Consider the following 25,491-nt stretch of genomic DNA (forward strand, 5'->3'; position numbering starts at 1 on the left):
AACATGGAAACCTCGTGTGGATTCTACCAGATAAACCAAGTTGGGACACTACCCGTAAACCCTTTGCACCTTACCGTGAATACAACTCCTTCCTGGGTGCCCGTTTGGCCAGAACGCCGTGATGGAGCAGTGAAGTTGTCAATCCCTTGAGATGTGCGTCCTGGAGACAACCACTTCCCGCCACTCCCCCCCTGCCAAAGGAAAATAGAGACCAAGCCGCAAGGGCCGTTCGTCCATCGCGCCCATGAGTGTGGCATAGGTTTCCATCTGTTTCCGGTAACGCTGTTGTTCCCGGTCCAGGAATGCCGCCAAGTCGCCACCGGCATGCCGGCCTGTCTTGAAGTCGATGATCCAACGTGTGCCAGAATCGACAAAAGTCCGATCCAATACGACACGTTGGATGCGTCCTGCACAACGGCCCGTCAGGGCCATCTCGGACTGGGCCTCCGCATGGCGCTCCAGGATCCAGCGGCCACGGGAATCGGCAAGGGTTGTCGTCAAGGCCTGGATGGTCAATTGGGTCGCCGACGCGATCTCCTCTGGCATCACGCCCAGTTGGGTCAACTGGGCGGCAAAACGACCCTTCATGGCCTGAACCCGCCCAACCGGCCATGCCGTGATCCCTTCCCGGGCCATGCGGTGCAACCAGCGATGCACCGCGATGCCCACCAAACGAACACTCTCACCCGCCCAACTGAAGATCAGGTTCTCCTCCTCTCCCTGCACGGTTGCGGAAACCGTCGTACCCACAAGGCCTGGCAGGGGATCCGGCATGTGCCATGTTGCCGGAAGACGCCGCATCGCCGGGGGAGATGCGGAAAGATTTTCCAATGGCCGACCTGGAGAAGAGGAGACCATATCCGACCCATCCATCCGGGTGGCGGCCATGACCCTCTCCGGGCTCTCCGCCATGAAAGCCTGTTGCACGACCGGCCATAACAAGTGCAGGAAGGATCCCTGGGGTGGAGATTTGTCCGGCTCCACATCACCAAACAGGTGCAACCGACGCCGAGCCCGGGTCGCAGCCACGTAAAGCAGCCGCACCCTCTCCCAACGCTCCTTTTCCTGATCGATTTTGGCCAGAAAGGCGTAAATGGGATCCGGGTCGGCCTGATCGGAACGTTTGAGTGGCGCCAGCAACAGCGACTGCCCATCCGGCGCGTCAGGACGCTCCATCCAAAGCAGCAGGCGTGTTGTAGCACCACGGGATGTGCGTTGCAGCCCGGGCAGCATGACTGTGTCGAATTCAAGACCCTTGGCTTTATGGATGGTCATCACCTGGATCCGGGCTTCGGGATGCACGGGAGCGGCGAACAGTTGCTCCATCCCCTGATCCAGACGCCGAAAATCGGCGAGATCTCCTCCTTTCTCCAGGCCCTCCAGCAGGTTCAAAAAAGCTTGCGCATCCTCCATCCCTTCCGGGCCGTGACACGTAGCTGGGCCACCCAGGGCATACCAGGTCGCTTCCACCCAACGCCGTAAATTTCCCGCGCCATGATGAAAACCAACCCGACGGCGCACCTCCATGGCGCGATCCAATACCGTCATGACCCGTGCCAGCCTCTCCCGGTCAGACGCTTCCAACCTGTTGACGAGGTCCGGATCGTGCAAACGCTCCCAAATGGTTCGGTCATCCCCATGATCGGATGTCGTCAAAAGGTGCAATTCCGGCAGGGTCAGACCACACCAGGGCGCCCGGAGCACGGCCAGCCAATGAACCCGGTCGGCCAGATGCAACAGCGCCCGGGTCAGGGCAAAAAGATCCTGTACCACCGGTGTTTCTGCCAGCTGCAAAATTTCCACCGCCTGAAACGGTATGCCCGTTTGGCGCAATGCCGGCACAATGTTGCCCAAATGTTGGCGGGAGCGGACCAGAATCGCGATCGACTCTTCGGGAGAGTTGCGCAACATCTCCCGGAGCAGGGCCACCACCTGTTCGGCTTCGGATCCAGGGGTATCCGGGGCAGGTATGTGGGTGGTGACCGGCACATGTTCCGATGCCGGGTGAAACGGGTGGGCGGCAGCAAAGGGGGTCTCGCCTGTCAGAAGATTGCCTTGTGTGGGCATCAGCTTTTGGAAAAGCCTGTTGCACCACTCGACCAGCCCGCCGTCCGAACGAAAATTGACCGTTAAATTCCGCACTCCCAGGGGAACACTCCCCAATCCATCCCGTTGGACCTGGAGGAACAAGCCCACCTCCGCATCCCGAAAGCGATAGATGGATTGCATGGGATCCCCGACCAGAAACAGGGTGCGTCCATCTCCGGGGTGCCAGCCTGCTGTCAACTGTTTCAGGAGGCGAAACTGGCTCTGGGAGGTGTCCTGGAACTCATCCACGAGAAGGTGGTGGATCCGGTCATCCAGGCGCAAAGCAAGATCAGAGGGGTCATCCTCCCCTCCCAAGGCACGCCCGGCGGCCATGGCGACCTCGGTAAAGTCCACTTCGGACCGCTCGGAAAAAATGACCCGCAGAGTCGCCGCCGCTCGGGGCAGAAGCTGTCCCAGTGCCTGCAAAATTTCCCATTGCTGGTCGTTGTAGCGCGGATCCGGCAGTGTTGTGACTCCGTACAGCAGCCGATCCAATCCTGGTGTGGCAGCCAGGGTATTCAGGAGAGTCATGATCCTGGATTTGTTCTCTTTAAGGCGCTTTTTCTCGGTCGGATTCTTGCCTTCACTCTCCGGGGGAAAGCCCTGCCGCCGGTCAACCTTTTTTCGCCAGCTTCCGTCGCTGGTCAGAAGCAGAGTCGCCACGCCACGCCACCTGGGCAGATCCTCCGGCGCCGGGGAGGGCATGCCTGCTGGTGTTTCCCGCCAGGCGGCCAGGGGCGAATTTTCCTGACCTTGCGGCAAGGCCTGGGCGGCGACATGCAGCAGTGCGGGCAGGTCGGCCCGCACCTTCATGGGCAGCGCCTCCGCCATTCTCTCCAGATGTTCCTGGACCAGGGTGGCCAGGGCGGATTCCAACTGTTGTCGATTCAGGTGTCCGCCCGGCAGAAAGCGCAACCACTGGTCGCGTCGTCCCAGAAGGTCTGCCAGCAAGGTCTCGACGCGACCGGGATTGTTGTCCAAATGTTCCAGCAGTCTGGCCATCGGGGAGGCGGAAAAATCCTCTTCTTCCAGGTGGGCCAGCACCTCGCGGGCTGCCTGACGGAAAAGGGCCTCTGCTTCCCTGGTATATCCCGAGGGAACGCCCATGCCCGAAGAGATCGGCATTTGGTGCGCGATGGCGGCACACAAACCATCGATGGTCAAGACGCGCAGGCGGGCCGGATGACGGAGCAAGTTCCAGTGTTGTTGCCGATCCCGTGCCAGTGCCTGCCGCGCCAATTCCCAATTCCGACGGGCATAATCGTCTTGCGGAGGGGTGGTGTTCTCTCCCGAGAGCAGCGCTTCCAGGATCCGATCCTGCATCTCTCCGGCTGCCTTGCGGGTGAAGGTGATCGCCACCACCTCTTCCGGGCGTTCCACACCGGCGAGCAGCCTTAAAAACCGCTGGGTCAGGATAGCGGTCTTTCCTGACCCAGCCGGAGCCTGAACGATGAAGGAGCGATTCGGATCCAAAACCTCCTCACGAACTTCAGCGTCAGCCAGCATACGGTTACAACCACTCCACCTTGCCGTTCTCGGTGTGATACAAAGCGCCGACAAATTTGACTTTACCCGCCTTTTGCAGATGGTCCAACTCTTCGCTGTGCAGGGTCAGGTCGGTGATGGATTGCTTGACATTTTCCTTAATGGCATCCAGAACCAATGCGTCCCCGGTCAACTGTTTGGCCTTGGACCGTTCCGCAGCCGGGATGATGTTGTCCACCAATTTGGGGATGCTGCCACCGACCTTGTCCCCTTTGATCACCGCTGTTACGGCGCCGCACTTGGTGTGCCCCATGACCACAACCAGAGCGACGCCCAGGTGACCCGAGCCATATTCGGCGGTGCCGATTTCGTCGGTGTCGGCTACGTTGCCAGCCACGCGGATGACAAACAGATCGCCGATCCCCCGGTCAAATACGGCTTCGACCGGCACGCGGGAATCCGAGCAGGAGATGATGGTGGCAAAGGGATGCTGACCCGCGTTGGTCTCCGTGATACGTTTGGCCGTCATGTTGGGGTGCTCTGGTTTACCCTCGATAAAACGGGCATTCCCTTCTTTGAGCCAGGCCAAGGCCTGTTCGGGGCTGACGCCAGGAGCCGACTCACTGCTGGCAAAGGAGAGCCGGGAGAGCAGCATGGCTGCCACCCCTGACGAAATGCCGATGAGTGCCTGGCGACGATCAAGTTGATTCTGACACATGGCCTTGTTTCCTCTCGCGATAAAAATGGGTACATGATCTTCCCAATCCTGTCCGATCATCGCGGAGTATACTGAGTACACCGGGAATAGGCAAAAACTTCCCTCCATGTGGTCAATATTGCCGGGTTTGGCAAAGAACATTCTACTGTTTGGCAGGCATATGCCTGTGTTTCACGATGCGCCATTTTGGCACGAATATTTCGTTTCCCGGCAAAGAAGGTCAGGCTTGGAAATCATTTTTTTATCCTGGAAGATTCATTGGCAACCATGTCTATGATTTTCTTTGGAGAAACGACGGTGCATGGTGGCCATAAGACTGAATTCGGTTTCTTCTGCACCCGCTGCCACCCCCGAGGAGAAGAACAGAATTCGGCAAGGCGGATGGCCTGGCCGGATCTGGTTTCCCCGCCACCGTTCAGGTTCCGTACCCTCATCCAGTGGACAACCCGAAATCTGGCCCCGATTTTCCTGCCGGGTTGCCATCTCCGCAGCGGGGCGGTTGGTCGCCGAGATGGCCGACAAGGTCAGTTCCGCCATTCTGGATATGGTGCGTCGGCAGCAGCTGAAGGGCTCGGATATCTACGGCCCGGACGGTCGGCTTCAAACGCCCTCGACGGCAACCTTGCCTGGGACGCCAGCCACGGGAGATGGTCGGTCGCAAACAGGCGCAACATCAGCGGCAAACTCGATCTGGCCTCTGGCATCCAGCCGGGTCACCCTTTCCGACGCATCACGTTTGGCCTCCGGTGTCGTGGCCAATCTGACATCGGCGCCGGAACAGCAAGATGATTTTCTTGCACAAATCCGGGAAGCCGACGAGGAAAAACGCTTTTCAAGCCACGTCCTGGAAGAGGCTCGTCGGCTTGTGCAGGCTTTCATGGCGACGGAAACGTCGTGATACCGGAACCAGATCTTGACGATTTGCCTTGGGTCAAAAACAAAAAGCCGTTAAGATCGTCCCGGTATCTCATGGATTTGTTGGCAAACAGACAATGGGGCCGGGCAAATGGATGATCGGAAGAAGGCATTTCTCAAGGGGTGTGGCGCTGCAACACGCGCCATCCAGGTTGGTCTGCACCAGACCGGAGAACGGGAAAACAGCCCGCCGCTGTTTTTGACCTCCAGCTACACCTTCGCATCTGCTGCCCAGGCCCAGGCCGTTTTCGCAGATACTGAACCGGGCAATGTTTACAGCCGTTTCACCAACCCTACTGTCGCCATTTTTGAGGAGCGGATGGCCGATTTGGAGGAGGGGGAAAAGGGCTTGGCCACGGCTTCCGGCATGGCGGCCATCACCATGGCTTTTCTCTCTCTGCTGTCGGCGGGAGACCATGTCGTTGTGAGTCGGCAGGTGTTTGGCTCCACTTCCAACGTGGTGCAGAATGTCCTTCTGCGTTTGGGCATCCAGGTCAGTCGGGTCGATCTTTCCGACATCGCCCAATGGCGGACTGCCGTTACCGGGCAAACCCGCATGTTCTTTGTCGAAACCCCGGCCAACCCCACCCTGGAGATGGTCGATCTGGCCCAGTTGGCGGTGGTGGCCCGTGAGCGGGATATCCTCCTGGTGGTGGACAATGTTTTCAGTACGCCCATCCTGCAACGCCCCCTTTCCCTGGGTGCCCACTTGGTGGTGCATTCGGCAACGAAATATCTGGACGGTCAGGGACGTGTCCTTGGCGGGGTGGTGGTGGGAAGCAAAAAATTGATCCAGGAAAAAATTTTCCCTTTCCTGCGCAACACGGGTTCGACCCTTTCGCCGTTCAATGCCTGGGTGTTGTTGAAAGGGGTGGAGACCCTGGCCATCCGCATGGAACGCCACTGCGACAATGCCGAAAAGGTGGCCACATTTCTGGACGCACAACCCGCCATTTCCGGCAAGGTCCACTATCCGGGTCTTGTCACCCATCCTCAACATGAACTCGCTGCACGTCAGATGCGGCGTTTCGGCGCCATTCTTTGCCTGGAATTGGGGAATCAGCGCCGGGCGCACAGGTTTATCGATGCACTGCAATTGGCCACAATCACGGCCAATCTCGGTGACAGCCGCACCCTGGTGACCCATCCGGCCACCACCACCCATGGGCGCCTGACCCCTCAGGATCGGAAAGCTGCCGGTGTCACCGATGGTCTGGTGCGGCTCTCCATTGGTCTGGAAGATTCGGAAGATATCATACGCGATCTGGACCAGGCTTTGGCAACACTGGAGTCTGGTGGCTGAAGCCCTTTTCCCGGCAGCCATCGGGCAGGGGTCGCTGCCAAACGCAGATTGAAGCGGGAACCGTTCGACGTGAGCCGCAGAGGTCGCTGCCGAACGCTGGCTGAAGCGGGGATCGTTCGACGTAAGCCGGAACGGGGTTTTATGGGGATGGCTTCGGATGCGGCGCCTGGATGTGGATCAAGGGCGCCGGGGTCGGAGGGGCAGCCACCCCATCCTGAACAGGCTCGGTTTCCTTGTCCGTCGGTGCAGCGCTGGTTGTTTGCGACTCCAGATGTGGCGCGACCGGGTATTTGGCCCGCAGGGCCAGAGCACGCTGATGAAACTGCTCTGCGATATCTGGTCGGTTGCGTATGCGCTCGGCTTCGGCCAGGGATGCCATGACCATGGACAGTTCCGCGCCATGGATGATGCTGGGGGTTTCAAGATGCTCTTGCAGGTTACGAAGAATCTGCAAGGCTTGCTCCAGATCCAGATCGGCCAGGAGATAGTTGGCCATGAGGATTGAGGCCCGAATGGTCCGCAGATGATCGACTCCCCAGGTCAGTCGTGTGATCGTCAGCAATCTTGCAACGTGGGACTGTCCTTGTCGGCTCTTTTTTTGCGCCAACAGGTTGGTGGCCAATCTCTCCAAGATGGGCGCCACAGCCGGGTGATCGGTGCCCCACATGTTTTCCGTGATGGCCAGGGCGCTTTTGAGCAGATCGGCGGCTGGTTCTGGCATGCCCCTGGTATCGTACAAACTGGCCAGTTTCAGCATGATTTCCACCCGTTTCGCATGAAACGGGCCTGGGGTTTTCATAAAAACCCGCAATGCCTGCGTATGGTCGCGCAGGGCGGCATCCGCCCGACCCTCTTCCTGGGCGATCTCCCCAGCCCAGAACCAGGCCTCACCTTTACCAGGCAGGGGAGCATCAAAACGGGCAACGTGGATCGCGGCGGCCTGATCCCGCAGCTCGGTGGGAATCGGAGGGATGGGGGGAGACTTCGGCGGCATCTTGATCGCGGGTGACGCTTCGGCCAATCCCTGGAGAATTTCTGCCATGAAGAGCGAATGGGGTTGGGAACTCTGTTCTACCAGCTTTTGCGCAAGCAGATAGCCGGTTCGAGCCGTGGAATACTCTCCCCGACGCAATTCCATGCGCGCCGCACGAAGAACCGCTGCAAGATACAAAGGGTGCTTCTGGCTAACACTTTTTTCCAATTGGTCTCGGGCTTGGCGCAAAAGTTCGCCGGCCTGGTCCCATGCCTGACGCCTCTCGAAATGGGCCGCCTCATCCATCTTCACCCAGGCCGAACGAAGCTGGCTCGATGCATTCATGGGGTCTGAGTTGGCCGCAGCGCGGGAAGAAGGCGCCATGACGAGGAGCCCGATCACCATGAAAGGGAGTAAAATGACCGGGGTCCAGGGGGCTGGCTCCCTGGCAGGTCCAGGACGGCGTCCTGGTGGGGTTCGGGGCGAAGCCCTGACAAAGGCTTTCATGTCCAGGCTTTCCTTGCAAGGGTGCTGAATAGTTGCCAAACTTTCTGAAAACGGTCTGCCCTGGACAATAAACGGCCTCAGGGTACATGCTGCCTGTGGTTGACGCCTCCGACCCCTGCCAACCTGAACCAGTATAGGGGGCGCTTTCTTCCATGGAAAGTTGTTGTCGGCGCGTGGGTGAGGGCTGACATGAAAGTTGTTGTCGGCGCGTGGGTGAGGGCCGACGTGAATGGAAAGTTGTTGTCGGGAAAGGGAAACGAACCCACATGAGACATGTTCTGCAATATATGCAGGAGGGTGGAACAGTCGTAACGGTCAATCGTCGCCTGGCGCGTTTTTTCACGGAAGTTTACGACCGCTGGCAATGGGATCGGGGTTTGAAAACCTGGCCCACTCCCGACTTGCTCCCCTACGAAGGGTGGCTGGTGCGTTGCTGGGATGCCTTGACCCTCTCCACACCTCCGGATGACCTCCCGTCCTGGCCCGTTCTGTTAAGTCTTCCGCAGGAGCAGGCTCTTTGGGAGAAGGTCATCCAGGACGAGAAACCGGGAGGAGGTCTGCTGGATATGACCTCCGTGGTCGATAAGGTCATGCAGGCATATGCACTTTGGTGCGCCTGGTCCGATCCTGACGAGGTGACCGACGCGGAGGCCATGTTTTATGATGGTGATGAACGGGCCTTCCAGACTTGGATGCTGGCTTTTGAAACCCATTGCCGACTGAGGGGCTGGATTTCTGCGGCCCGTATTCCAACCTGGCTCATGCGCTTCGCCAGACATCTGGAGGTGGACCGCCCCCATTTCCTGGTCGGTTTTGACCGGCTTTCTCCCATCCAGAAACGCCTCCAGAGCGCTTTCCGGTTGACGAAGCTGGAGCTTTCCCATCAACCCATAACCGGGCAGAGCCGACAGCACGTGTGTGTGGGCTTTCCTGACCAGGAGACCGAAATAGCGGCTGCGGCGTGCTGGGCAGCCCACCGTCTGCGGGAAAATCCATCCGAACGGATCGGTGTGGTCGTGCCGGAGTTGCACCGAATCCGGGACCAGGTGGCCCGTCTCTTTGCCGATTTTCTGCACCCCGAAACTCTGGAGATGACCTGCCGGCATGATGACCCGTTCTTCAACATGTCCCTTGGCTCCCCTTTGCTTGGTTATCCACTGATTCAGGATATGTTTTTACTCCTGGAGGGCCTACGTGGGACATGGCGGCATGCCGATGTCGGCGCCCTGCTGCGTTCTCCTGGTTGGGCTGGTGGGGAGAGCGAGCGATCATCCCGGGCCTTGTTGGATCGGTGGTTGCGAGAGCAGGGACGCTCCCACATTTCCCTGCAACAGTTGCATCAATATTCAGCAAAAAAAACAGGGGGCGTTTCCTGTCCCCTGTTGCACAACATTTTGACCCGGATCGTGACCACCCAGCTCCCCTCCGGGGATCGAACACCGGGTCAATGGGGAGACATTTTTTTCCGCTGGTTTGCAGCCTGGGGCTGGCCAGGGGAGCGACCCCTGACCAGTCGGGAACAGCAAACCTGCGCGGCAGGTCGCGACCTTTTGCAAACGTTTGCCACCCTGGAGGGCGTGGTTGGGAAGATACCGTTGTTCGATGCCTTGCGGCGTCTGCGCGGCATGGCACGGCAACAGTTGTATCAACCGGAAACCCCCGATGCACCGGTGCAAATTTTGGGTATACTGGAGTCCGTTGGAGAACCTTTCTCCGCGTTATGGCTCTTGGGCATCTCCCGGGATGTGTGGCCATCGGCTCCTTCGCCCAACCCCTTTTTGCCTCTCTCCTGGCAACGCCGCAAAGGCCTGCCACGCGCCTCTGCCCAGGGAGAGCTGGAATTTGCCCAACATGCGACGGAGCGTTTGCTGGCCTCCTCTCCCGTCGTGGTGGCCAGTTATCCCCTTTTGCTGGAGGGGCTCAAGCAACATGCTTCACCGCTGATCGCAGAGTTGGCGCCAACCACCATCGCCGCTTTGGGGTTGGAGACCTCCCCATACCATTGGCAAAGAATCTGCGATGCGGCCATTTGGGAAACCTATGTCGATCACCACGGTGTTGGCCTGGATGTCAAAACAAAAATGGCTGGTGGCGCCAGAATATTGAAATCCCAAGCTGAATGTCCTTTCAAGGCCTTTGCCGTTTTTCGTCTGGGCGCGGCCCCGTTTCCCGAAGTGGAACCTGTGATCGACTCCCGAATCCGGGGCAATCTTGTCCATCGTCTCCTGGAACAATTTTGGCGGGTGACCCCATCGTTGAAGAGCTTGGCGGAACTGGGTTCCGAAACCTTGCATGAGCGTATCCATCAGGCCGTGGTCGCTGCGGTGCAGGGCGAAGCTTTGCTCAGGCCCGAGTTGTTTCCTCCCGGGTTGCGGCGTCTGGAAGAGGGGCGCCTGACCCGCCTTCTGACCACATGGATTCAACTGGAACGGACCCGGAGCAAACCTTTCCAGGTGGTTTCCCAGGAACAACCCATCCAGATGAATGTAGGGGGGCTCCCCATGGAGTTGCGTCCGGACCGGGTGGACAAGTTGGATGATGGCCGCCACGTGGTTTTGGATTACAAAACCGGAGATCCCAAACTGGGTGATTGGCATGTGCCACGCATCAGGGAACCACAACTTCCTCTCTATTGTCTTTTCCAGAAGGAGAGCGTGGCGGCTGTGGCTTTCGCCCGCGTCAAACCCGACAAGCCTGACTTTATCGGCTTGGGGGAGGAAGAGGATCTGCTTCCGTTACGCCAGTCCGTGGAGTCGGCGTTGCAGAAAAACAATCTACCCGCATGGCCTGAATTGCTGAACGCCTGGCGGGATGACCTGACGGCCACGGCCATGGAGTTCCTGGCTGGCAAAGCCTCGGTGTCACCTCTCCCCGGCGCCTGTGATCATTGCTCATTGACCCCTTTGTGCCGCAAACACGCAATCGACACTCTGCAAAATCCGCTTGCCATGGATGAGGAACTGTAACTATTCAGCACCCGGCAACGCACCGGGGTTCCGGGGGTGCTGAAGCATGACTTTCCCCAGTTTGGAGGCTTGCCTGCCGTGACAAGGCGTTATCACTGGCCATTGCCGATCAGCATGCTGCTCACGGCCCTGTTGTTTTTGCTTCTTGCCGGCAACTCTTGGCTGCGCTGGGCCGATCCGACCATGGACTTCGGGCGGGAACTCTACTACCCCTGGCAAATTCTTCAGGGCAAGGTATTGCAGCGGGATTTGTATCAAATTTTCGGTCCTCTGCCGGATTATTTCAATGCCTTTTGGATGTCCATCGCAGGGGTGTCGGTTCACACCTTGTTTGGTGTCAACCTGGTTTTGGCCGTCGGCGCCACAGGTATGATCCTGTATCTTTTTGGCGCCTGGTTGGGTTGGCTGTCCGGTTGTCTGGCTGCTCTGGCCTTCATGGTCATGGGGGTCTTTCCTTTTTCCAGCGACATATTCGGCAGCTTCAATTTTATCGCCCCCTACAGTCATGCCGCCACCCATGGCTTCATCACGGCTCTGTTTACCTTGACGATGCTCATGCGCTTTGTCCGACACGGTCATCCGACCAGCCTGTACCTGGCCGCTCTCGGTATCGGGGGCAACTTTTTGACCAAACCTGAATTTTTTGTTGCGCTGCTCGCCTCGGTGGGGGTATGGGCCATTCTGTTGGCACGCCACGACGCGCAAAGATGGGCCATCTGCCGACATCATGCCATGCGTCTGTTCCTGACTGCCTTACTCCTTCCTTTATGTTTCCTGGGTTACTTTCTGTCACTCCTTCCTCTCAACCAGGCCCTGCGCGCCATCGCCGGGGGGTGGACCATCCTTGGTTATGGAGACCCCACACGTTTACACTATTACAATTTGATTTCCGGTCTGAACCATCCTGGAACGAACATGTGGATCGGTCTCCGCTCGGCCCTGGTTCAATTGGGTTGGCTGGCGGCGACACTTTGGGCTTTTGGGAGAAAGGGCAAACCTTCTGGTGCAAGCTTGCTGGCTTTTGCCATGACTCTTATTTTTCTTTTGTTGCTCATCGCCCGTCCTGGTTGGGGGGCTTTCAGCCTGATCGTGATGCCACGCGGGCTTTTGACCATGACCTGTCTGGTTTTGCTGCTGGTTGCAGTGGCATTTGGGCGCAATACCCTTCGGGATAGCCCGACCGGGCGCGAAACCATGCTGTTTCTGGGCGTCTGGGGCATATTCTCCGTGACCTTGATGGTGCGCAAGATTTTCAATACGACACTCCTTGGCTACGGCTTCGTGCTGGTCACCCCGGGGTTTTTGCTGCTTGTGGGCATGCTGACCGGCGCGATTCCCCGTTGGCTGGCGGCGCGGCATCAACCCTCCGCCATCAGGTTTGTGCAAGGACTCTACGTCGTGTTTGTGCTGTTCGTGATCCTGGGGGTGTGGAAAAACTCTTCCTGGATGTACTGGCAGATGCATTTTTCCATCGGCAAGGGTTCCGATCGTTTTTTGACCTTTTCTCCATCCATAAGTCCCAACGCCTTGGTACATGCGCGCTTCGACATGTGGGCCATGGAAAAATTGCGGCCAAACGATACCTTGTTGGTTCTCCCGGAGGGGTTGATGATCAACTTTCTCTACCGGGTGGTCAACTCCACTCAGGTTCATAGTTTCCTTCCCCCGGACATCGCCACTTTCGGGGAGGACTATTTCATCGAAAAAATTCAGCAGGGGCGTCCACGCTTCATCCTGTTCTGGTATCGTCCCACGCCCGAGTACGGCTATCCGCAGATGGGGGGGCACGATGGATTTGGACAGAAGATCACCGCTTGGTTGAGGCAGGCCTATCGTCCGGTTTACTACCAGGAGAACCGTTTTTCCCTGGACGATCCCGGAAAAAAAGGGTTGATCGTGTTGCAGATCAGAGATGACATCCAGAATCAACGGGGGAACCCCCCACCTTGATCAGGCGGGTTTTCTGGCGACAGCGCACACGCTCAGCCCGAAGGGCAGCTCCACATATCGGATCAAGGCCACCTCCAAACGCAGAATAGTCAACAACAGCCAGTTGAGTGGCCCGGGAAGCAGGGAGAGATCCGATGTCTCCTCTTTTCGCGGGTAGTATTTTTCCACCAACCTGACGCTGGCCGCCAGGGGGAAGAGGAAAAAGTTGAAATATCCCAAATATTCGATCTGGAATCCAGCCTGGAGCAGTTTGTCGCGCATTTCACCACGGGAGTAGCGTTGCCGCGCATGGACGGCCCGATCGTGCGGGCCATACAGGAATTGGAATGCCGAATCAGTCAGGATCAATGTCCCGCCCGGGGCCAGCAAACCATGAATTTCCCTGAGAACCTTGACATCATCCTGGATTCCCTTGTGGTAAAGAACGTCCAGAAGACACACCACGTCCATGGATTCACCACAAAAAGGGGTGTGCTCTGCCGAGGCGCGTGCCAGACGGCGAAATCCCCGGGTGTGACAGAAGGCCAGAGAGTCAGCGCTGAAATCACACCCTGTGGCCTGGCCAAAGCCGGAGAGCATCTCCAGCACCTTACCCGTACCACACCCTACGTCCAGGAGGCGCAACGGGCGTCCGGAAACTGCGGGGAGGTACCGGGAGATGAATCCGGCCACGAGGTGCCGTTTCCCGCGAAACCACCAATGTCGATCTTCCATCTCATACATTTTGCGATATTCGCTGGTTTCCATGTCGGCCCCCGTCAGGGATAGATGCGCGTCATCTCCAGGAAACAACAGTGTCCGGCGGGAAGAGGTGATTTTTCCCCGGCAAAGGGTGTCGCTGGAGACAAAATGCTCAGGACTGCTCCTCGATGCGCAAAACGTCCGGAGGCAGGCCCCGAAAGACCACCTTGTCCCGATCTCCAGCATAAGGCCCCTGTTTGACCTCGATCATCTCAAGGGGTTCCAACACCTGGAACCCGTGTCCCCCACCCGTCAGCAACAAAACATCTCCGGTTTCCAGAATATAACTTTTAAAATATTCCTGCTCTCCGTTATAAAAATCGACCCGCAGCCGCCCCTTGCGAATAAACAGAACCTCCTGGGTGTAATTGACCTCGCGCGGGTGACGATTGTGGAAGTGGGGTTTGATGATTCTTCCTTCCGGATGCTTCATGAATGCCAGTTGTTGGGAAAAATCGTCGGGAGTAAAAAAGGAGACCCCCTCCCGGTCATAATGATAGCGAACGATGATTCCGTACAGGATTGTTTCATCGCGTATTTCGATGACCATGCTTTCATGTCCCTTTTTTTATTTGTGTTTCCTTGGCAATCCGGGAATGCCGGTCCAGCACAGGTAGAGCATGCGCAAATATTTTACCCCACGACGGAAAAATCCCCACAGATTGGTTGCGGTTTTGGATTCGCCGAACTGCCGATTGCCAAATGAATAGGGAATCTCTTCGATGCGGTATTCCCGATGCACCAACTGATGGACCATGAAGATAAAATACTCGCCATAATCACCTTCCAGGGTGAAATGGGAAAAACACTCCCTTTTCAGGACAAGATAACCGCTGGTGATATCCTTGACCGGCAGACGGGTCAACCAGCCACTGAACCGGGAAAGAAACTGGCTCAGAACCCTTTGCAGTTCGTATTGTCCCGAGCGGGTATCTGCCCCGCCGGGAATGAAGCGCGAGGCGATGACACAATCCGATCGGCCTTCCAGCAGAGGCCGCAGCAGGGAGGAGACCAACTCGGGCGGGTGGGCCAGATCACAATCCATCCAGCCAACGTACTCTCCACTGGCTTCGCGAATACCCCGATTGATGGCGCTGGTCAGCCCTCGTTCGCCTTGCCGCCGTACTACCCGCACACGGCTGTCTTTTTCCCGACTGATGGTTTCGGCGAGTTGCCAGGTCATATCCGGCGAATCATCGTCCACGACGATGAGTTCATACTCCACGCCACGCAAGGCCTTGCCGAGGCGTTCCACCAGGGGGCCGATGTTTTCCGCCTCGTTGTAGGTGGGCAAAATCATGGAAAGCGTCGTCACGATCATCTCCTTTTTACGCATCCTCGTTTTGCAAGGTGCGTCCACCCAAGCCATCGATGAGGATTGCCAGGGTGAAATACAAGACGCCCCAGGCCAGAAACATTTTTGCCGCAGTTTCCGGGGTGGCATGAAACCGCATATACAGGGCGGAAAGGCCGGAACCAAGCATGAGCCCATATTCCCATAACACCGTGCGTCGATGTCCCCATCCCATGCGCACCAGTTTCTGGTAGTAGTGCGTGCGATGCGCCCGCCAGACTTTTTTCCTCTGAAAAATGCGTCGAAACATGGTCAGCGTGGCATCGACGATGAAGGGGGAGAACACCAAAAAGGGCACCCAAAAGGGAAAAATGGCATCCCGTATTCCCCAGAAAGAGAAGGTGGCCACCAAAAATCCCATGGGCACGGAACCAACATCCCCCATGAAGATGCGCGCCGGGGGGAAATTGGCGGTCAGAAAACCAAGATTGGCCGCAGCGATCAGGAGCGCGGCGCCGGCAAAATGCGGGTGACCGGCAAAGTAACCGAAAGCGGCAAAAAAAAGAAACCCGAACGCCCCCATGCCGCCAGCAAAGCCGTCCATGCCATCCATGAAATTGTACAGGTTGAGCATCCAGACAAAACTGACAGCCGAGAGTATCATACCCCCACCGTGCAATGGCACGGGATGAAAACCGGGAAGGACGATCGCTGCGACGGAATATTCACCCATGGCCAGAAAAAACAGGGCGATACCAGTGTGCAGAAAAAAACGCACGGAGGGGGCAATTTCACGGCGGTCATTCCACAGGGAGACAACGACACAGGCCATCCAGGCTGAAACGATGTACTCCCAACCGTGCGGGCGGTGGATGGTGTCCAGCATGAGCAAAAGAGGCCAGGAGACGAGCAAACCACCCAGAATCGCCAAACCGCCGTTGCGCGGTGTCGGACGGGAGTGAAGAGAGCGATGGTTCGGATGATCCAGGATGAACCAGATGGAATCGGGCCGGCTGAGACGCCGAGCAAGGAGCGCCGCAACCAGAAAGGCAACCAGAGCCAGGGGCAGGATGGCGATCAAGGCCTGCTCCGATTTGGCGTGGCATGGTGGTTCATGTTTCGCTCCGGATCGAACGCACGGTCTCTTCCATGTGATTCATGTTCCGCTCCGGATCGAACGCACGATCTCTTCCATGGATGCATCCAGGGAGCGCCGGGGCGCAAAGCCCAGCAGATGACGGCTGCGTTGAGCATCGTAGAGAGAGGAGCCAGCCAGTTTTTCCAGAGCGTCGTGATCGAAAATAAACCGTTTTTTTCTCCAGCGTCCGATCCCATCCCCGATGGAGGCCAAGCCGGCCAGCACAAACATGGGAACGTACCAATTGGGAACCGGTTTGCCCAGGGCATGGAGAATCCAGAGATAAATTTGCCGGGTCGCATAAGCCCGCCCATCGGCCAGAGTCAACTCCTGACGATGGGCGGCAGGGTGCCGGGCAGAGAGCAGAGCCGCTTCCGCCACATCGTCCACATGGATCATGGAGCGGTGGTTGTTGCCCGGAGGCCAGGGAGGAAACCGCCCCTTGTCGATGGCCAGAACCATGCGGGTCAGATTGCCTTTGCCGCCGGGTCCGTAGACCATCGTTGGCCGCAGGATGACGCGGTGAGCAATCCCCTCGGCAGCCAGAACCGCTCTTTCGGCCTGGAGTTTGGCCTGCCCGTAGGGGGTCGTTGGGGCCGGCTCCCGGCTCTCGGCAAGGGGGATCTCTCCCCCCTCTCCCAAAGCTTTGACACTGCTGAAAAAAACAAACCCATGCACCTGTTCCTGCATGGCCAGATGCAAAATCTTTTGTGTACCATCAACGTGGATGCGGTGGTGGGATCCTCCAGCATCACCCCAATCGGAGACCGCATGGGCCTTGCCGGCCAAGTGGAACACGGTGTGTACGTTCTGGCAAAGTTTCCCGGGAAGTTGCCCCTGTTCCAGATCACCCACCAGCGCCTCATCCCAGGGACCGGGACGGGGATGTCGCAACAAGGCCCGTACCCGAATGCCCTCCGCCTGCAAAAGCGCACAGAGACGTTGGCCGATAAACCCTCCGGCCCCTGTCACCAGGACCAGATCGTGACGGGCCGGTCTCATGAGCAACGCCCCATGCCCATGGTCGCGTACAGAGCCAAGGTTTGCTGCACAATGATTTTTTGGGCAAAATGTTCTTCGACCCGTTGTCGTCCTGAGCGCCCCATGCGTCGACGCAACTCTCCATCCAGACCAAGACGTTCGATGGCTATGGCAAGGGCTGCGGCGTCGGCACGGGGAATCAGCAGACCATTCACCCCATCCTGGACGACATGACGACACCCGGGAACGTCAGCTGCCACGATCGCCCGTCCACAGGCTGCCGCCTCCAGGAGAGATTTGGGGAACCCCTCCCGGTAGGAAGGCAACACCGCCACATGGGTGTTGGCCAGAAGATCCGGGATATCTTCCCGTTCTCCAAGCCACTCGACTGTTCCAGCGGCATGCCAGGCCCGCAACTCCGCCTCGGGCACGGTCGACGGGTTGTGTGGATCCGGGCTGCCCACCAGCAAAAACCGCCAGGCAGGATGGTTTTTTTTGAGCCGGGCAGCCGCTGCCACAAACTCGGCCACCCCCTTGTCCCATAACATGCGTGAGACCATGGTCACCACCGGGTCACCCGGCGGTTCCATCTGGACCTGAAAACGCTCAGGATCGACGCCGGATCCGGGAATGATCGTGAGTCTTTCCACAGGAAGGGAGGAGACCTCAGCCAAGGTTGCTGCGTCGTCCAGATTCTGCGCCACCACCCGCACCCTGGGGTGGCCAAGCAAGCGGGGCAGTGCCAGCCGCAAAATTTTTCGGTAACGGATGGCGGAGGGCGTATCCGTGGTAAAGGCATACCCCAGTCCGGCGAAGGCGTTCACCACGCGGGGAACACCGGCAAGGATGGCCGCCAAGGTGCCCAACAGGACAGGTTTGATGGCGACATGGTGGACCAGGTCCGGGCGTTCCCGCAGGTAGAGGGTGATCAACTGAGTGAGGGAGCGCAAGCCGTTCAGGGGGTTCAACCCCTCCCGTTTCATGGCGAGTGGGGCCAGCCGAAACCCCTCCTGGATAATTTTTTCTCCATGGCGGTCAACCCGCACCGCAACCACAACGTCACACCCCTGATTCCGCACCGCACGCGCCAACGGCAACCGATGGGACCAGAAATACCAATCTTCCGTGACCAGAAACAAAATCTTGGGTCGACGGGACTTGCGGACGCCTGAGATCATACCACCTCACGTGATGCAAGGGGCCGAACCTGTTGCTGCCAACAGGACATACACCACTCCCAGTAGGCTCGCATTCGATCCATCCGTATCTTGATTTTGTACATTTCAAAATAATAAAAGAAGTACACCAAATAAAAAGTTACAAAAGGATACCTGTATCTTGCTGCCGTTCCAAAATTATCTGTTACAAGCCCATAAATACACATACCTGTGAAAAAATATAAATTTAAAAACCACATATTCCCACGAATATGTTTGTTTTTAATGGAATGATAAACTGAAAAGATTATAAATATATCAATAAAAATGTTTTCAATAGACTGAAAAAACTGAAATGCGTTGGCCGCTTCCCATGGAAACGGCTTCATGATCATGTATGGCGCGGAAAGAAGACCGATGACAACAATGTCCTGGTAACTTTCGATGGGAATGTACCCTTCTAGACTTTCATTGTGGTTTTCAAAATACATCCATCGCCGATATCGATTTATCTCATCAATCGTCATGAGGTCAGCAAAGTGGGATGCGGCAAAAAAAACGAACCCGACCATCAGGACGCGATAAAATATATTCAACCGGGGCGAAGTTATCATGAAAAACATGACAGCTACTGCAAAAATAAGGAAATTTTGAAACTTAAGCGCCGCCAATGGAAAATGAGCCAAACCTGCCAGTATGTAACGCTTCTTTTGAAAAAAATACACACCAAGAACCATGCAAATCATGACGATACCATCACGCAATGCCATGGACGAATAAAACATCAAACTTGGGTAAAGCAAATAGAACCATTGTGCACGACCAATCAAAATTTTCTTTTTGACGAGAAAAACATAAAGAAGAACATAATACATTACATTAACCATGGAAGCCGATTCAACGCTCCTGATGCTTGGAATCGGAAAAATGGCAAACAGAAGGCCCGGAAGGTGCTTGATGTCAAAATACAACTCAGATGTGACCCCCGTGCGATAGTACATGGCCGCCATGGAATAATGAGTTTGATCAGAAAACTTTGAAAGAATAAACTCCTGGCTTGTCAAAAAAACCAGGCCAAAATGCAAGAAAAGAATGGATGCAACAACGTTGTTGGCACGTGCCAAATACATGGCAAGAAAAAGCCACATCAACATGACCGGCAGGTTGGAAAGTTCCAGGGCAATATCGACAGGCCCGAGGCCGCTCAGGACAAATGCATCCATGTCATCCCCTTGCGATGGGCGGGGAGACGGCTGTGACAATCAGGTGACCCGCCAGGGGCGTCGTCCAGGGAAGCTGGGAGATTTTATCGTCCAAACCTTCCAGGCGGGCGGCTGCCTTGGCTCCGGTCCCTTCATGCAGCCGATAGATAAACCTCAGCAATCCAAACATGCGTCCCTGACAGGTCACATCCTGGATGCCAAGCTCCTTGAGGATCGCCCTGACCTCGCCGGGAGTTGTGAATTCACAGTGAATGGGCGGCAGTGTGCCGCGCAGGGATGCCAGCATATGGCGCAGGCCATTGTAGAGGTAAAACCCGTCCAGGGCATAACGGTTGACCATTGTGAAAAACAGCCTGCCGCCAGGACGTGTCACCCGGATCGCCTCCCGCAGGGCCAGCATCATCTCCGGGCGCTGAAAATACCGGTACACCTCGAAAGCGGTGACCAGGTCGAAATGGTGGTCGGGAAAGGGCAAATGCGTAGCCGTCCCATCGAGGATCTGGATGTCGGGGTTTTGGCGTTGGGCCATGACGCGCATGTTTTCAGCCGGCTCTACGCCAACGACAGCAAACCCGCGTTGCCTGAAAAGGGCAACCTGCTCGCCGGTACCACATCCCACATCCAGGATCCGGGCGTCGGAAGGAAGGATTCCAAGCTGTTGATCCAGGAGTTCATCAATTTTTTTTCGCCCATAGGTGAAGGCCGTCAGTCGGTAATCACTCCGCATGGTGCGGTACCAGGCGTCGAATCGATCAGCAGTGGCATGGTGTTCGGAAATGCTGCGCTGCTCCATGGTAGGCTTTCTCTCAAAGGTGTGCTTCGTGGCCGATGTGATGGTCTCCCATGGGGAGAATATCGAGAATGCCCTGTTCCCGCATATCTCCTGCCCGGGCCAAAACGGCTTCCAGGACAGCGAATTGCCGATCGGTATCATGGGTGAAATTGGACGGATGGAACCAGAGGTGAAAAACCCGCCGCTGGCGGGCGGCCCGTTCCAATCCGGAGCATGCCATGGCGATCAGGTTGCCGGGAGGCACCAGGCGCCGCAGACCGTTACGGCCCAGCAACAGCATGCTGTCGGGAAGGTTGATCAACCCCTGGGATGTACGCAAGGGTACGACCGTCGGCATGGGAAATCGAAAGATGAAAGTCAACAGGTTCAAAAGGCGCCGGACCGCCCGGGAGGGAAAATTGTCATACCAGCGGGGCGTTTGACCCCGAAAAACCTGGATGCCCATGTCACGCAGCAGATCCAGATGGCCGACGCGATTGCGGGGAAACACAAACGTCCGGCAGGGTATGGCGTGTTTTTTGTGCCATACCCGCACCGCTTCCAGATCCGCCCTGGCCGCATCGGGGTGTGCCAGATCGAAGGGAATATGAAAAAACGAGTGGCTGCCAATCTCCTGGGTTGGTTGCACAGCTTGAATGATCGGCAGCAAATCGCTCCCATACCAGGCAGGGTCCATCTCCCTGGGTAACTGAAACAGCCAATCCCGGGTCTCTCCTGCCACGACTGGGCGGGGCAGATCGGGATGGGGCAACTCCTGCCAGGGAGCCGGTCGATCCAAAAGCAGATGACCCACCATCGCCCATGTGGCACGGACCTGGTACTTTTCAAACAGCCGCGCCAGACGGGTGACGATATCCCGCTCGGCGCGGACAGCGGCCAGCTCCTCTGCCCGATAGGGAACGTCACACCGTCCCCAGGCCAGTTCAAGGTCGATGGATATGGTCAAGGCGCCAAGGGCACACATGGTGTCACTTGGCCTCTCTGACAAAACCGTCGATCCAGCGCCGCTTCCAGGCCTGGGCCATGAGAACTCCCCATATCGAGTACTGCCAATTGCGCTCTCCCGAGAGATGTTCCCGCCAGCGTTGGCGGATGGGGAGTGGGTTCAGCAAACCATCGTCCTGCATCCGTTGGGGATCCAGGAGATCTTCGGCCCAGTCACGCAGCGGCCCCCGCAACCAGCCATCGATGGGCACACCGAAGCCCATCTTGGGTCGTTCGATGAGGTGAGGGGGAACATACCGGTAAAGAACCTGCCGCAACAACCACTTACTCTGACCATTGCGAATTTTCCACTCCCCGGGCAATCGCCAGGCAAACTCGACCACCCGATGATCCAGCAAGGGCACACGCGCCTCCAGGGCGACCGCCATGCTGGCCCGATCCACCTTGGCGAGGATATCATCCGGGAGATAGGTCAGTATATCCAAAAGTTGCATGCGTTCGGTATCGTCCACCAGGCCGGCCAGTCCGGAATGGGTGTAGGGCAGGGGATCGGCCTCTCTCTCTCCCTGGACCAACTCCTGATGCAAGGGCCAGAAGGAGAGCAGTTGCGGGTAGATCGAAGCCACCCCGTCCAGGGCGAGTATCTCGGCCAATTTGTGCAGTTTGTCCCCCAACAGGGTGGGACGAGAAGCGGCGGGTATCAGCCGGGTCAAACGGTCCCATGCCGACGGCGGCAGGGAGCAGAGACCACGGGCCACCACCCGACGCAGGGAAGAGGGCAAAAATTGAAAGATACGCCGCAATCGGGCCGCCATCAGGTAGCGGGTGTACCCGGCAAAGAGTTCATCGCCCCCATCACCGGAGAGGGCTACTGTCACCTGGCGTCGGGTCAAGGCCGAGACCAGATAGGTGGGAATCTGGGAGGCATCGGAAAATGGCTCGTCGTACAGCTCCGGCAAGCCGGGCACCAGATCCAGGGCATGGGCGGGTTCGACATAGAGTTCGGTGTGGTCAGTACCCAGATGCCTGGCCACTTCCCGGGCAAAGGGGGCTTCGTTGTGGCCCTGTTCGTGAAAACCGATGGAGAAGGTTTTGATGGGCTGTTGGCTCTGTGCCTGCATCAGAGCCACCACGGTGGAGCTGTCCACGCCCCCTGACAAAAAGGCGCCCAGCGGCACGTCGGCCACCATGCGTCGCCGGACGGCATCACGCAACAACAGGTCGAGTTCAGCGACGGCCTCTGTCGCGCTCCCCCCCCTGGGGGTCCGGCAGGAGGTGGCAATGATTTTCTGCAAATCCCAGAAGGTGTGTTCCTTGACCTCGCCCTGCCGGTTGATCTCGCAATACCGGCCCGGACGCAGTTTGCCGATCCCCTGGTAGATGGAAGCAGGCGCGGGAACGTAAGAATAGGCCATGAAGGCGGCCATGGCCCGGCGGTCGATTCTGGGTTCCCACTCCGGATGCGGAAAAAAGCTCTTGGGCTGCGAGCCAAAAAAGATGGTCCGGCCCAACCGACCCCAGTAGAGGGGTTTGATCCCCAGGCGGTCCCGAACCAGGGTCAGACGTTGTTCGGTGATATCCCAAAAAGCGAAGGCGAACATGCCGATGCAACGGGAGATGGTTTGCTCTACACCCCATGCCTCACAGGCTTCCAACAGCACCTCGGTATCGGAGTGACCACGCAACGACCGGCCCTGGGCAACCAGATCCGCCCGAATCTCCTGGAAATTAAAAACTTCCCCGTTGTAGGCGATGACGGAACGACCACTGGCGGAGACCATGGGCTGATGTCCCAGGGGGGAAAGATCGACGATGGAGAGCCGTCGATGTCCCAAGGCCATGCCGGAGTGGGGATCGACCCAGACGCCACCGTCATCGGGACCGCGCGGGGTCAGGGTGTCGGTCATGCGCGTCACGATATTCACCTGGGCGGCCTGGCTGGTGGCTGCCGTCAAATCCCAGAAACCGGTTATTCCACACACGTTGTTCCATGCTCCTGGGCTGGCGCGGGAAGCGACAGGATTTCCCGATAAAAGGCCTGATATTGATGCACCACCCGTTCGAGGGCATAGTCGGCCAGAATGCGGGCCCTGGCATGGTGTCCCAGCGCCTGGCGCTCCTCGTCTGGAAGATCCAGAAGGGCTACCAGGGCATCCGCCAACGCTTCCGGATTTTGCGAGGGGACCGTGCGCCCCGTGGCGCCGATCAGCAGGGTTGAATCCCCCACGTCCGTCGCCACACAGGGTACGCCGCAGGCCATCGCTTCGCCAAGGGTGTTGGAGAATCCCTCCCCAATCGACGAGGAAACGGCCACATCCAGGGCCGCGTTGATCCGGGCGATATCGTTGCGCTTGCCGACTAAATGCAGACACCCTGTCAAGCCGAGGGCCGGGATGCGATCCGCAAAAAACGGGTTGTCAGGCAGGACATCGGCGCCGACCAGCACAAAGTGGACATCCGGTCGGCGCCGATGGACGCAGACGGCAGCCTCCAAAAAGGTGTCGTGTCCTTTCATGGGGTTGAAGCGGGCCACGATACCCACCAGCGGGGTTGCAGGCGACAATCCCAGTGCGGCGCGCAGCCATGTGCGGGCTTCGGGGTCGGGTCGATATTCCGTGGTGTCGAAACCGTTGGGGATCCGCACCCAACGTTTGGGGCGATACCCCAGACTTTCGTGATAGCTCTTGCCGGCCAGGGAGTTGACCAGGATGGCGTCAGGCTGCGACGAGAGCCTGGCCAGGATTCGTTTGGTCCAATCCAGCTTGCGGCCACCGCTCTGCATGGTGGAACAACGCAGGCTCCAGACAATGCGCGGCGCCCCTGCCCATCTCCCCACCAGCAGACCCAGAAGATCCGAGTGATACATCCATGTTTGCAGGATATCCGGTTGCAGGGTGCGCAACAGCCGGACCAGGCGGAGCAAGCCCAAAGGGTTGGGTATGCCCTGTCGCATCTCCAGGGTGTGAATGGTCAGGTTCAACTCGTCACGGATTTGGGCGCCGATCGGACCCAAGTCGGTCATGGAGATGACGGTGTGGTGATACTCTCCATGGTCCGATCCGCGCAAAAATTTGTGCAGCATGCGCTCCGCGCCGCCGGTGCCCAGGCCGGTGATGAGGTGTACGATGCGGATCATGCCACGGATTCCAAGGCGCGCAAGGTGTTGGCCACCAGATTCGACGTGCTGAACCGGGTGAGGATACGTTCCCGGGCACGTTGCCGCAAGGCGTCCGCTTCCGTATGCAGGCAGCCCAACTGGTTCAGGATATGTTCCGCCATGGCCGCCGGGTCTTTGGGAGGTACGCAGGAGCCGGTCTCCCCGATGATGGATGCGGCATCACCGACATGCGTTGCGACGAAGGGGAGCCCGCAAGCCATGCCCTCGCCGATCACTCCGGAAAATCCCTCACCAAAGGCTGATGAGGAGACACCGAGATCCAGGGCGTTATACACTGCGGCCATGTCATCGCGGGGACCGGCCCAGATCAGGTGATCGGCAAGATCCAGGTCAATGGCCAGGCGGTTGAGCCGCTCTCGCACGGCGGGTTCGCCATCACCCACACAAACGAAGCGAACCGAGGGGATCTGCCGGGCCACAAGCGCAGCAGCCCGCAGAAAGGTGACGTGATCTTTCATCGGGTCAAGGCGGGCAGCAATGCCGACCAGGAGTTGGTCGGATTCGATCTGCCAGGTCTTCCGCAGCCGTTTTCTGGCTTCGGCATCCGGTCGAAATGTGCCCTCGGCATCGATCCCGTTAGGGACCATGACCGATTTTTCCATGGGATAGCCGCGTTCACAATGGAAGGAGCGTCCCGCCTCGGAGTTGAAGATGATCCGGTCGGCAAAACGCGAGAGGCGGCAAGTCAGACCAAAAGTCAGTTTGGTGATGGGGTGGTAGTTGTCCAGATCCATATCCGAGGCCCGTACCCCCCAGACCACGCGGGTGTGGTGCGGGATGACAGGTTTGACCAGAACCGAAAGCAGGTTGGGCTCGACCAGATAACTGTGCAGAATATCCGGCGCCTCGCGTCTTACCAGTTGCACCAGACGCCACACAAAGCCCCCGAGATCCCAGCGGCTTGTTTTGCCCAGGTCAAAAAGCGGCACTCCGGCCTCCTCCAGGGTGCGGGAGAAAAAACCACCCGGATAAAAGCAGGCGACAGCGACGTTGTGGCCCCCCTGGTGGAGACCCCGCGCCAGGAGTGTCAGTTGGCGTTCGGCTCCGCCCCGATTAAGGGATCTGATCAAAAACAGAATTTTCACACTCTACCAGACATGTCACCTGATCCCCGGGGATCGATACCACCACCAGCG

The 25,491-nt window shown here is 57.9% G+C and carries 19 protein-coding genes; 4 read left to right on the plus strand and 15 right to left on the minus strand.

Annotated features, from left to right (window positions below; genetic code table 11):
* Window positions 1-138: 138 nt before the first annotated feature.
* On the minus strand, window positions 139-3,594 hold the full coding sequence (locus tag HQL63_08445; protein ID MBF0176861.1) for a UvrD-helicase domain-containing protein: 3,456 nt from the start codon (window positions 3,592-3,594) through the stop codon (window positions 139-141).
* Between the two features lie 4 nt (window positions 3,595-3,598).
* On the minus strand, window positions 3,599-4,228 hold the full coding sequence (locus tag HQL63_08450) for a carbonic anhydrase (GenBank protein ID MBF0176862.1): 630 nt from the start codon (window positions 4,226-4,228) through the stop codon (window positions 3,599-3,601).
* Window positions 4,229-4,592: 364 nt separating this feature from the next.
* On the opposite strand from HQL63_08450, the gene HQL63_08455 reads away from it, so the two are divergent.
* Both HQL63_08455 and HQL63_08460 read left to right on the plus strand, forming a co-directional pair.
* Window positions 4,593-5,189 carry a hypothetical protein gene (locus HQL63_08455; protein ID MBF0176863.1) on the plus strand — a complete coding sequence of 199 codons (597 nt, stop codon included), beginning with the start codon at window positions 4,593-4,595 and terminating at the stop codon, window positions 5,187-5,189.
* Window positions 5,190-5,297: 108 nt separating this feature from the next.
* On the plus strand, window positions 5,298-6,509 hold the full coding sequence (locus HQL63_08460) for an O-succinylhomoserine sulfhydrylase (GenBank protein MBF0176864.1): 1,212 nt from the start codon (window positions 5,298-5,300) through the stop codon (window positions 6,507-6,509).
* Between the two features lie 139 nt (window positions 6,510-6,648).
* Here HQL63_08460 and HQL63_08465 read toward each other — a convergent pair whose 3' ends face one another.
* A complete protein-coding gene (locus HQL63_08465; protein MBF0176865.1) occupies window positions 6,649-7,989 on the minus strand; it encodes a tetratricopeptide repeat protein in 1,341 nt (446 codons plus the stop codon).
* A 266-nt stretch (window positions 7,990-8,255) separates the two neighbouring features.
* Here HQL63_08465 and HQL63_08470 point away from each other — a divergent pair, with 266 nt between their 5' ends.
* Together HQL63_08470 and HQL63_08475 are read left to right on the plus strand one after the other, a co-directional pair.
* Window positions 8,256-10,955 carry a PD-(D/E)XK nuclease family protein gene (locus tag HQL63_08470; GenBank protein MBF0176866.1) on the plus strand — a complete coding sequence of 900 codons (2,700 nt, stop codon included), beginning with the start codon at window positions 8,256-8,258 and terminating at the stop codon, window positions 10,953-10,955.
* A 78-nt stretch (window positions 10,956-11,033) separates the two neighbouring features.
* Entirely contained in the window at window positions 11,034-12,905 is a 1,872-nt protein-coding gene (locus HQL63_08475) for a hypothetical protein (GenBank protein ID MBF0176867.1), read from the plus strand.
* On the opposite strand, the gene HQL63_08480 is transcribed toward HQL63_08475, so the two are convergent.
* From HQL63_08480 to HQL63_08535, 12 genes are all read right to left on the minus strand, one after another.
* Entirely contained in the window at window positions 12,906-13,652 is a 747-nt protein-coding gene (locus HQL63_08480) for a class I SAM-dependent methyltransferase (GenBank protein MBF0176868.1), read from the minus strand. It abuts the gene before it with no gap.
* 106 nt (window positions 13,653-13,758) lie between these two features.
* A complete protein-coding gene (locus HQL63_08485) occupies window positions 13,759-14,196 on the minus strand; it encodes a hypothetical protein (protein ID MBF0176869.1) in 438 nt (145 codons plus the stop codon).
* Between the two features lie 18 nt (window positions 14,197-14,214).
* Window positions 14,215-14,961: a polyprenol monophosphomannose synthase gene (locus HQL63_08490; GenBank protein MBF0176870.1), complete on the minus strand. Its 747-nt coding sequence runs from the start codon at window positions 14,959-14,961 to the stop codon at window positions 14,215-14,217.
* 13 nt (window positions 14,962-14,974) lie between these two features.
* Window positions 14,975-16,021, minus strand: a complete 1,047-nt coding sequence (locus HQL63_08495) for a hypothetical protein (GenBank protein MBF0176871.1) — start codon at window positions 16,019-16,021, stop codon at window positions 14,975-14,977.
* A gap of 75 nt (window positions 16,022-16,096) precedes the next feature.
* Window positions 16,097-17,080, minus strand: a complete 984-nt coding sequence (locus HQL63_08500; GenBank protein MBF0176872.1) for an NAD-dependent epimerase/dehydratase family protein — start codon at window positions 17,078-17,080, stop codon at window positions 16,097-16,099.
* Window positions 17,077-18,237, minus strand: coding sequence for a glycosyltransferase family 4 protein (locus HQL63_08505; protein MBF0176873.1), 1,161 nt, complete (start codon window positions 18,235-18,237; stop codon window positions 17,077-17,079). The genes HQL63_08500 and HQL63_08505 overlap by 4 nt, the downstream gene beginning before the upstream one ends.
* Window positions 18,234-19,439 (minus strand): hypothetical protein, encoded by a 1,206-nt coding sequence (locus tag HQL63_08510; GenBank protein ID MBF0176874.1) that lies wholly within the window; start codon window positions 19,437-19,439, stop codon window positions 18,234-18,236. The genes HQL63_08505 and HQL63_08510 overlap by 4 nt, the downstream gene beginning before the upstream one ends.
* Window position 19,440: 1 nt before the next feature.
* Entirely contained in the window at window positions 19,441-20,232 is a 792-nt protein-coding gene (locus HQL63_08515; protein MBF0176875.1) for a methyltransferase domain-containing protein, read from the minus strand.
* A gap of 13 nt (window positions 20,233-20,245) precedes the next feature.
* Window positions 20,246-21,196 (minus strand): hypothetical protein, encoded by a 951-nt coding sequence (locus HQL63_08520; GenBank protein MBF0176876.1) that lies wholly within the window; start codon window positions 21,194-21,196, stop codon window positions 20,246-20,248.
* Window positions 21,197-21,200: 4 nt separating this feature from the next.
* On the minus strand, window positions 21,201-23,159 hold the full coding sequence (gene asnB, locus HQL63_08525; protein MBF0176877.1) for an asparagine synthase (glutamine-hydrolyzing): 1,959 nt from the start codon (window positions 23,157-23,159) through the stop codon (window positions 21,201-21,203).
* Entirely contained in the window at window positions 23,147-24,313 is a 1,167-nt protein-coding gene (locus HQL63_08530) for a glycosyltransferase (protein MBF0176878.1), read from the minus strand. The genes asnB and HQL63_08530 overlap by 13 nt, the downstream gene beginning before the upstream one ends.
* Window positions 24,310-25,425 (minus strand): glycosyltransferase, encoded by a 1,116-nt coding sequence (locus tag HQL63_08535; protein MBF0176879.1) that lies wholly within the window; start codon window positions 25,423-25,425, stop codon window positions 24,310-24,312. The genes HQL63_08530 and HQL63_08535 overlap by 4 nt, the downstream gene beginning before the upstream one ends.
* Window positions 25,426-25,491 lie beyond the last annotated feature (66 nt).

This window comes from Magnetococcales bacterium, from assembly GCA_015231175.1.
Lineage (GTDB): Bacteria > Pseudomonadota > Magnetococcia > Magnetococcales > DC0425bin3 > HA3dbin3.

Bases quoted from the DNA above. Each gene is read 5' to 3' on its own strand.
- HQL63_08445 (MBF0176861.1), bottom strand. From the start codon at position 3,594: ATGCTGGCTGACGCTGAAGTTCGTGAGGAGGTTTTGGATCCGAATCGC.
- HQL63_08450 (MBF0176862.1), bottom strand. From the start codon at position 4,228: ATGCTGCTCTCCCGGCTCTCCTTTGCCAGCAGTGAGTCGGCTCCTGGC.
- HQL63_08455 (MBF0176863.1), top strand. From the start codon at position 4,593: ATGGTGGCCATAAGACTGAATTCGGTTTCTTCTGCACCCGCTGCCACC.
- HQL63_08460 (MBF0176864.1), top strand. From the start codon at position 5,298: ATGGATGATCGGAAGAAGGCATTTCTCAAGGGGTGTGGCGCTGCAACA.
- HQL63_08465 (MBF0176865.1), bottom strand. From the start codon at position 7,989: ATGAAAGCCTTTGTCAGGGCTTCGCCCCGAACCCCACCAGGACGCCGT.
- HQL63_08470 (MBF0176866.1), top strand. From the start codon at position 8,256: ATGAGACATGTTCTGCAATATATGCAGGAGGGTGGAACAGTCGTAACG.
- HQL63_08480 (MBF0176868.1), bottom strand. From the start codon at position 13,652: ATGGAAACCAGCGAATATCGCAAAATGTATGAGATGGAAGATCGACAT.
- HQL63_08485 (MBF0176869.1), bottom strand. From the start codon at position 14,196: ATGGTCATCGAAATACGCGATGAAACAATCCTGTACGGAATCATCGTT.
- HQL63_08500 (MBF0176872.1), bottom strand. From the start codon at position 17,080: ATGAGACCGGCCCGTCACGATCTGGTCCTGGTGACAGGGGCCGGAGGG.
- HQL63_08505 (MBF0176873.1), bottom strand. From the start codon at position 18,237: ATGATCTCAGGCGTCCGCAAGTCCCGTCGACCCAAGATTTTGTTTCTG.
- HQL63_08510 (MBF0176874.1), bottom strand. From the start codon at position 19,439: ATGGATGCATTTGTCCTGAGCGGCCTCGGGCCTGTCGATATTGCCCTG.
- HQL63_08515 (MBF0176875.1), bottom strand. From the start codon at position 20,232: ATGGAGCAGCGCAGCATTTCCGAACACCATGCCACTGCTGATCGATTC.
- HQL63_08520 (MBF0176876.1), bottom strand. From the start codon at position 21,196: ATGTGTGCCCTTGGCGCCTTGACCATATCCATCGACCTTGAACTGGCC.
- HQL63_08530 (MBF0176878.1), bottom strand. From the start codon at position 24,313: ATGATCCGCATCGTACACCTCATCACCGGCCTGGGCACCGGCGGCGCG.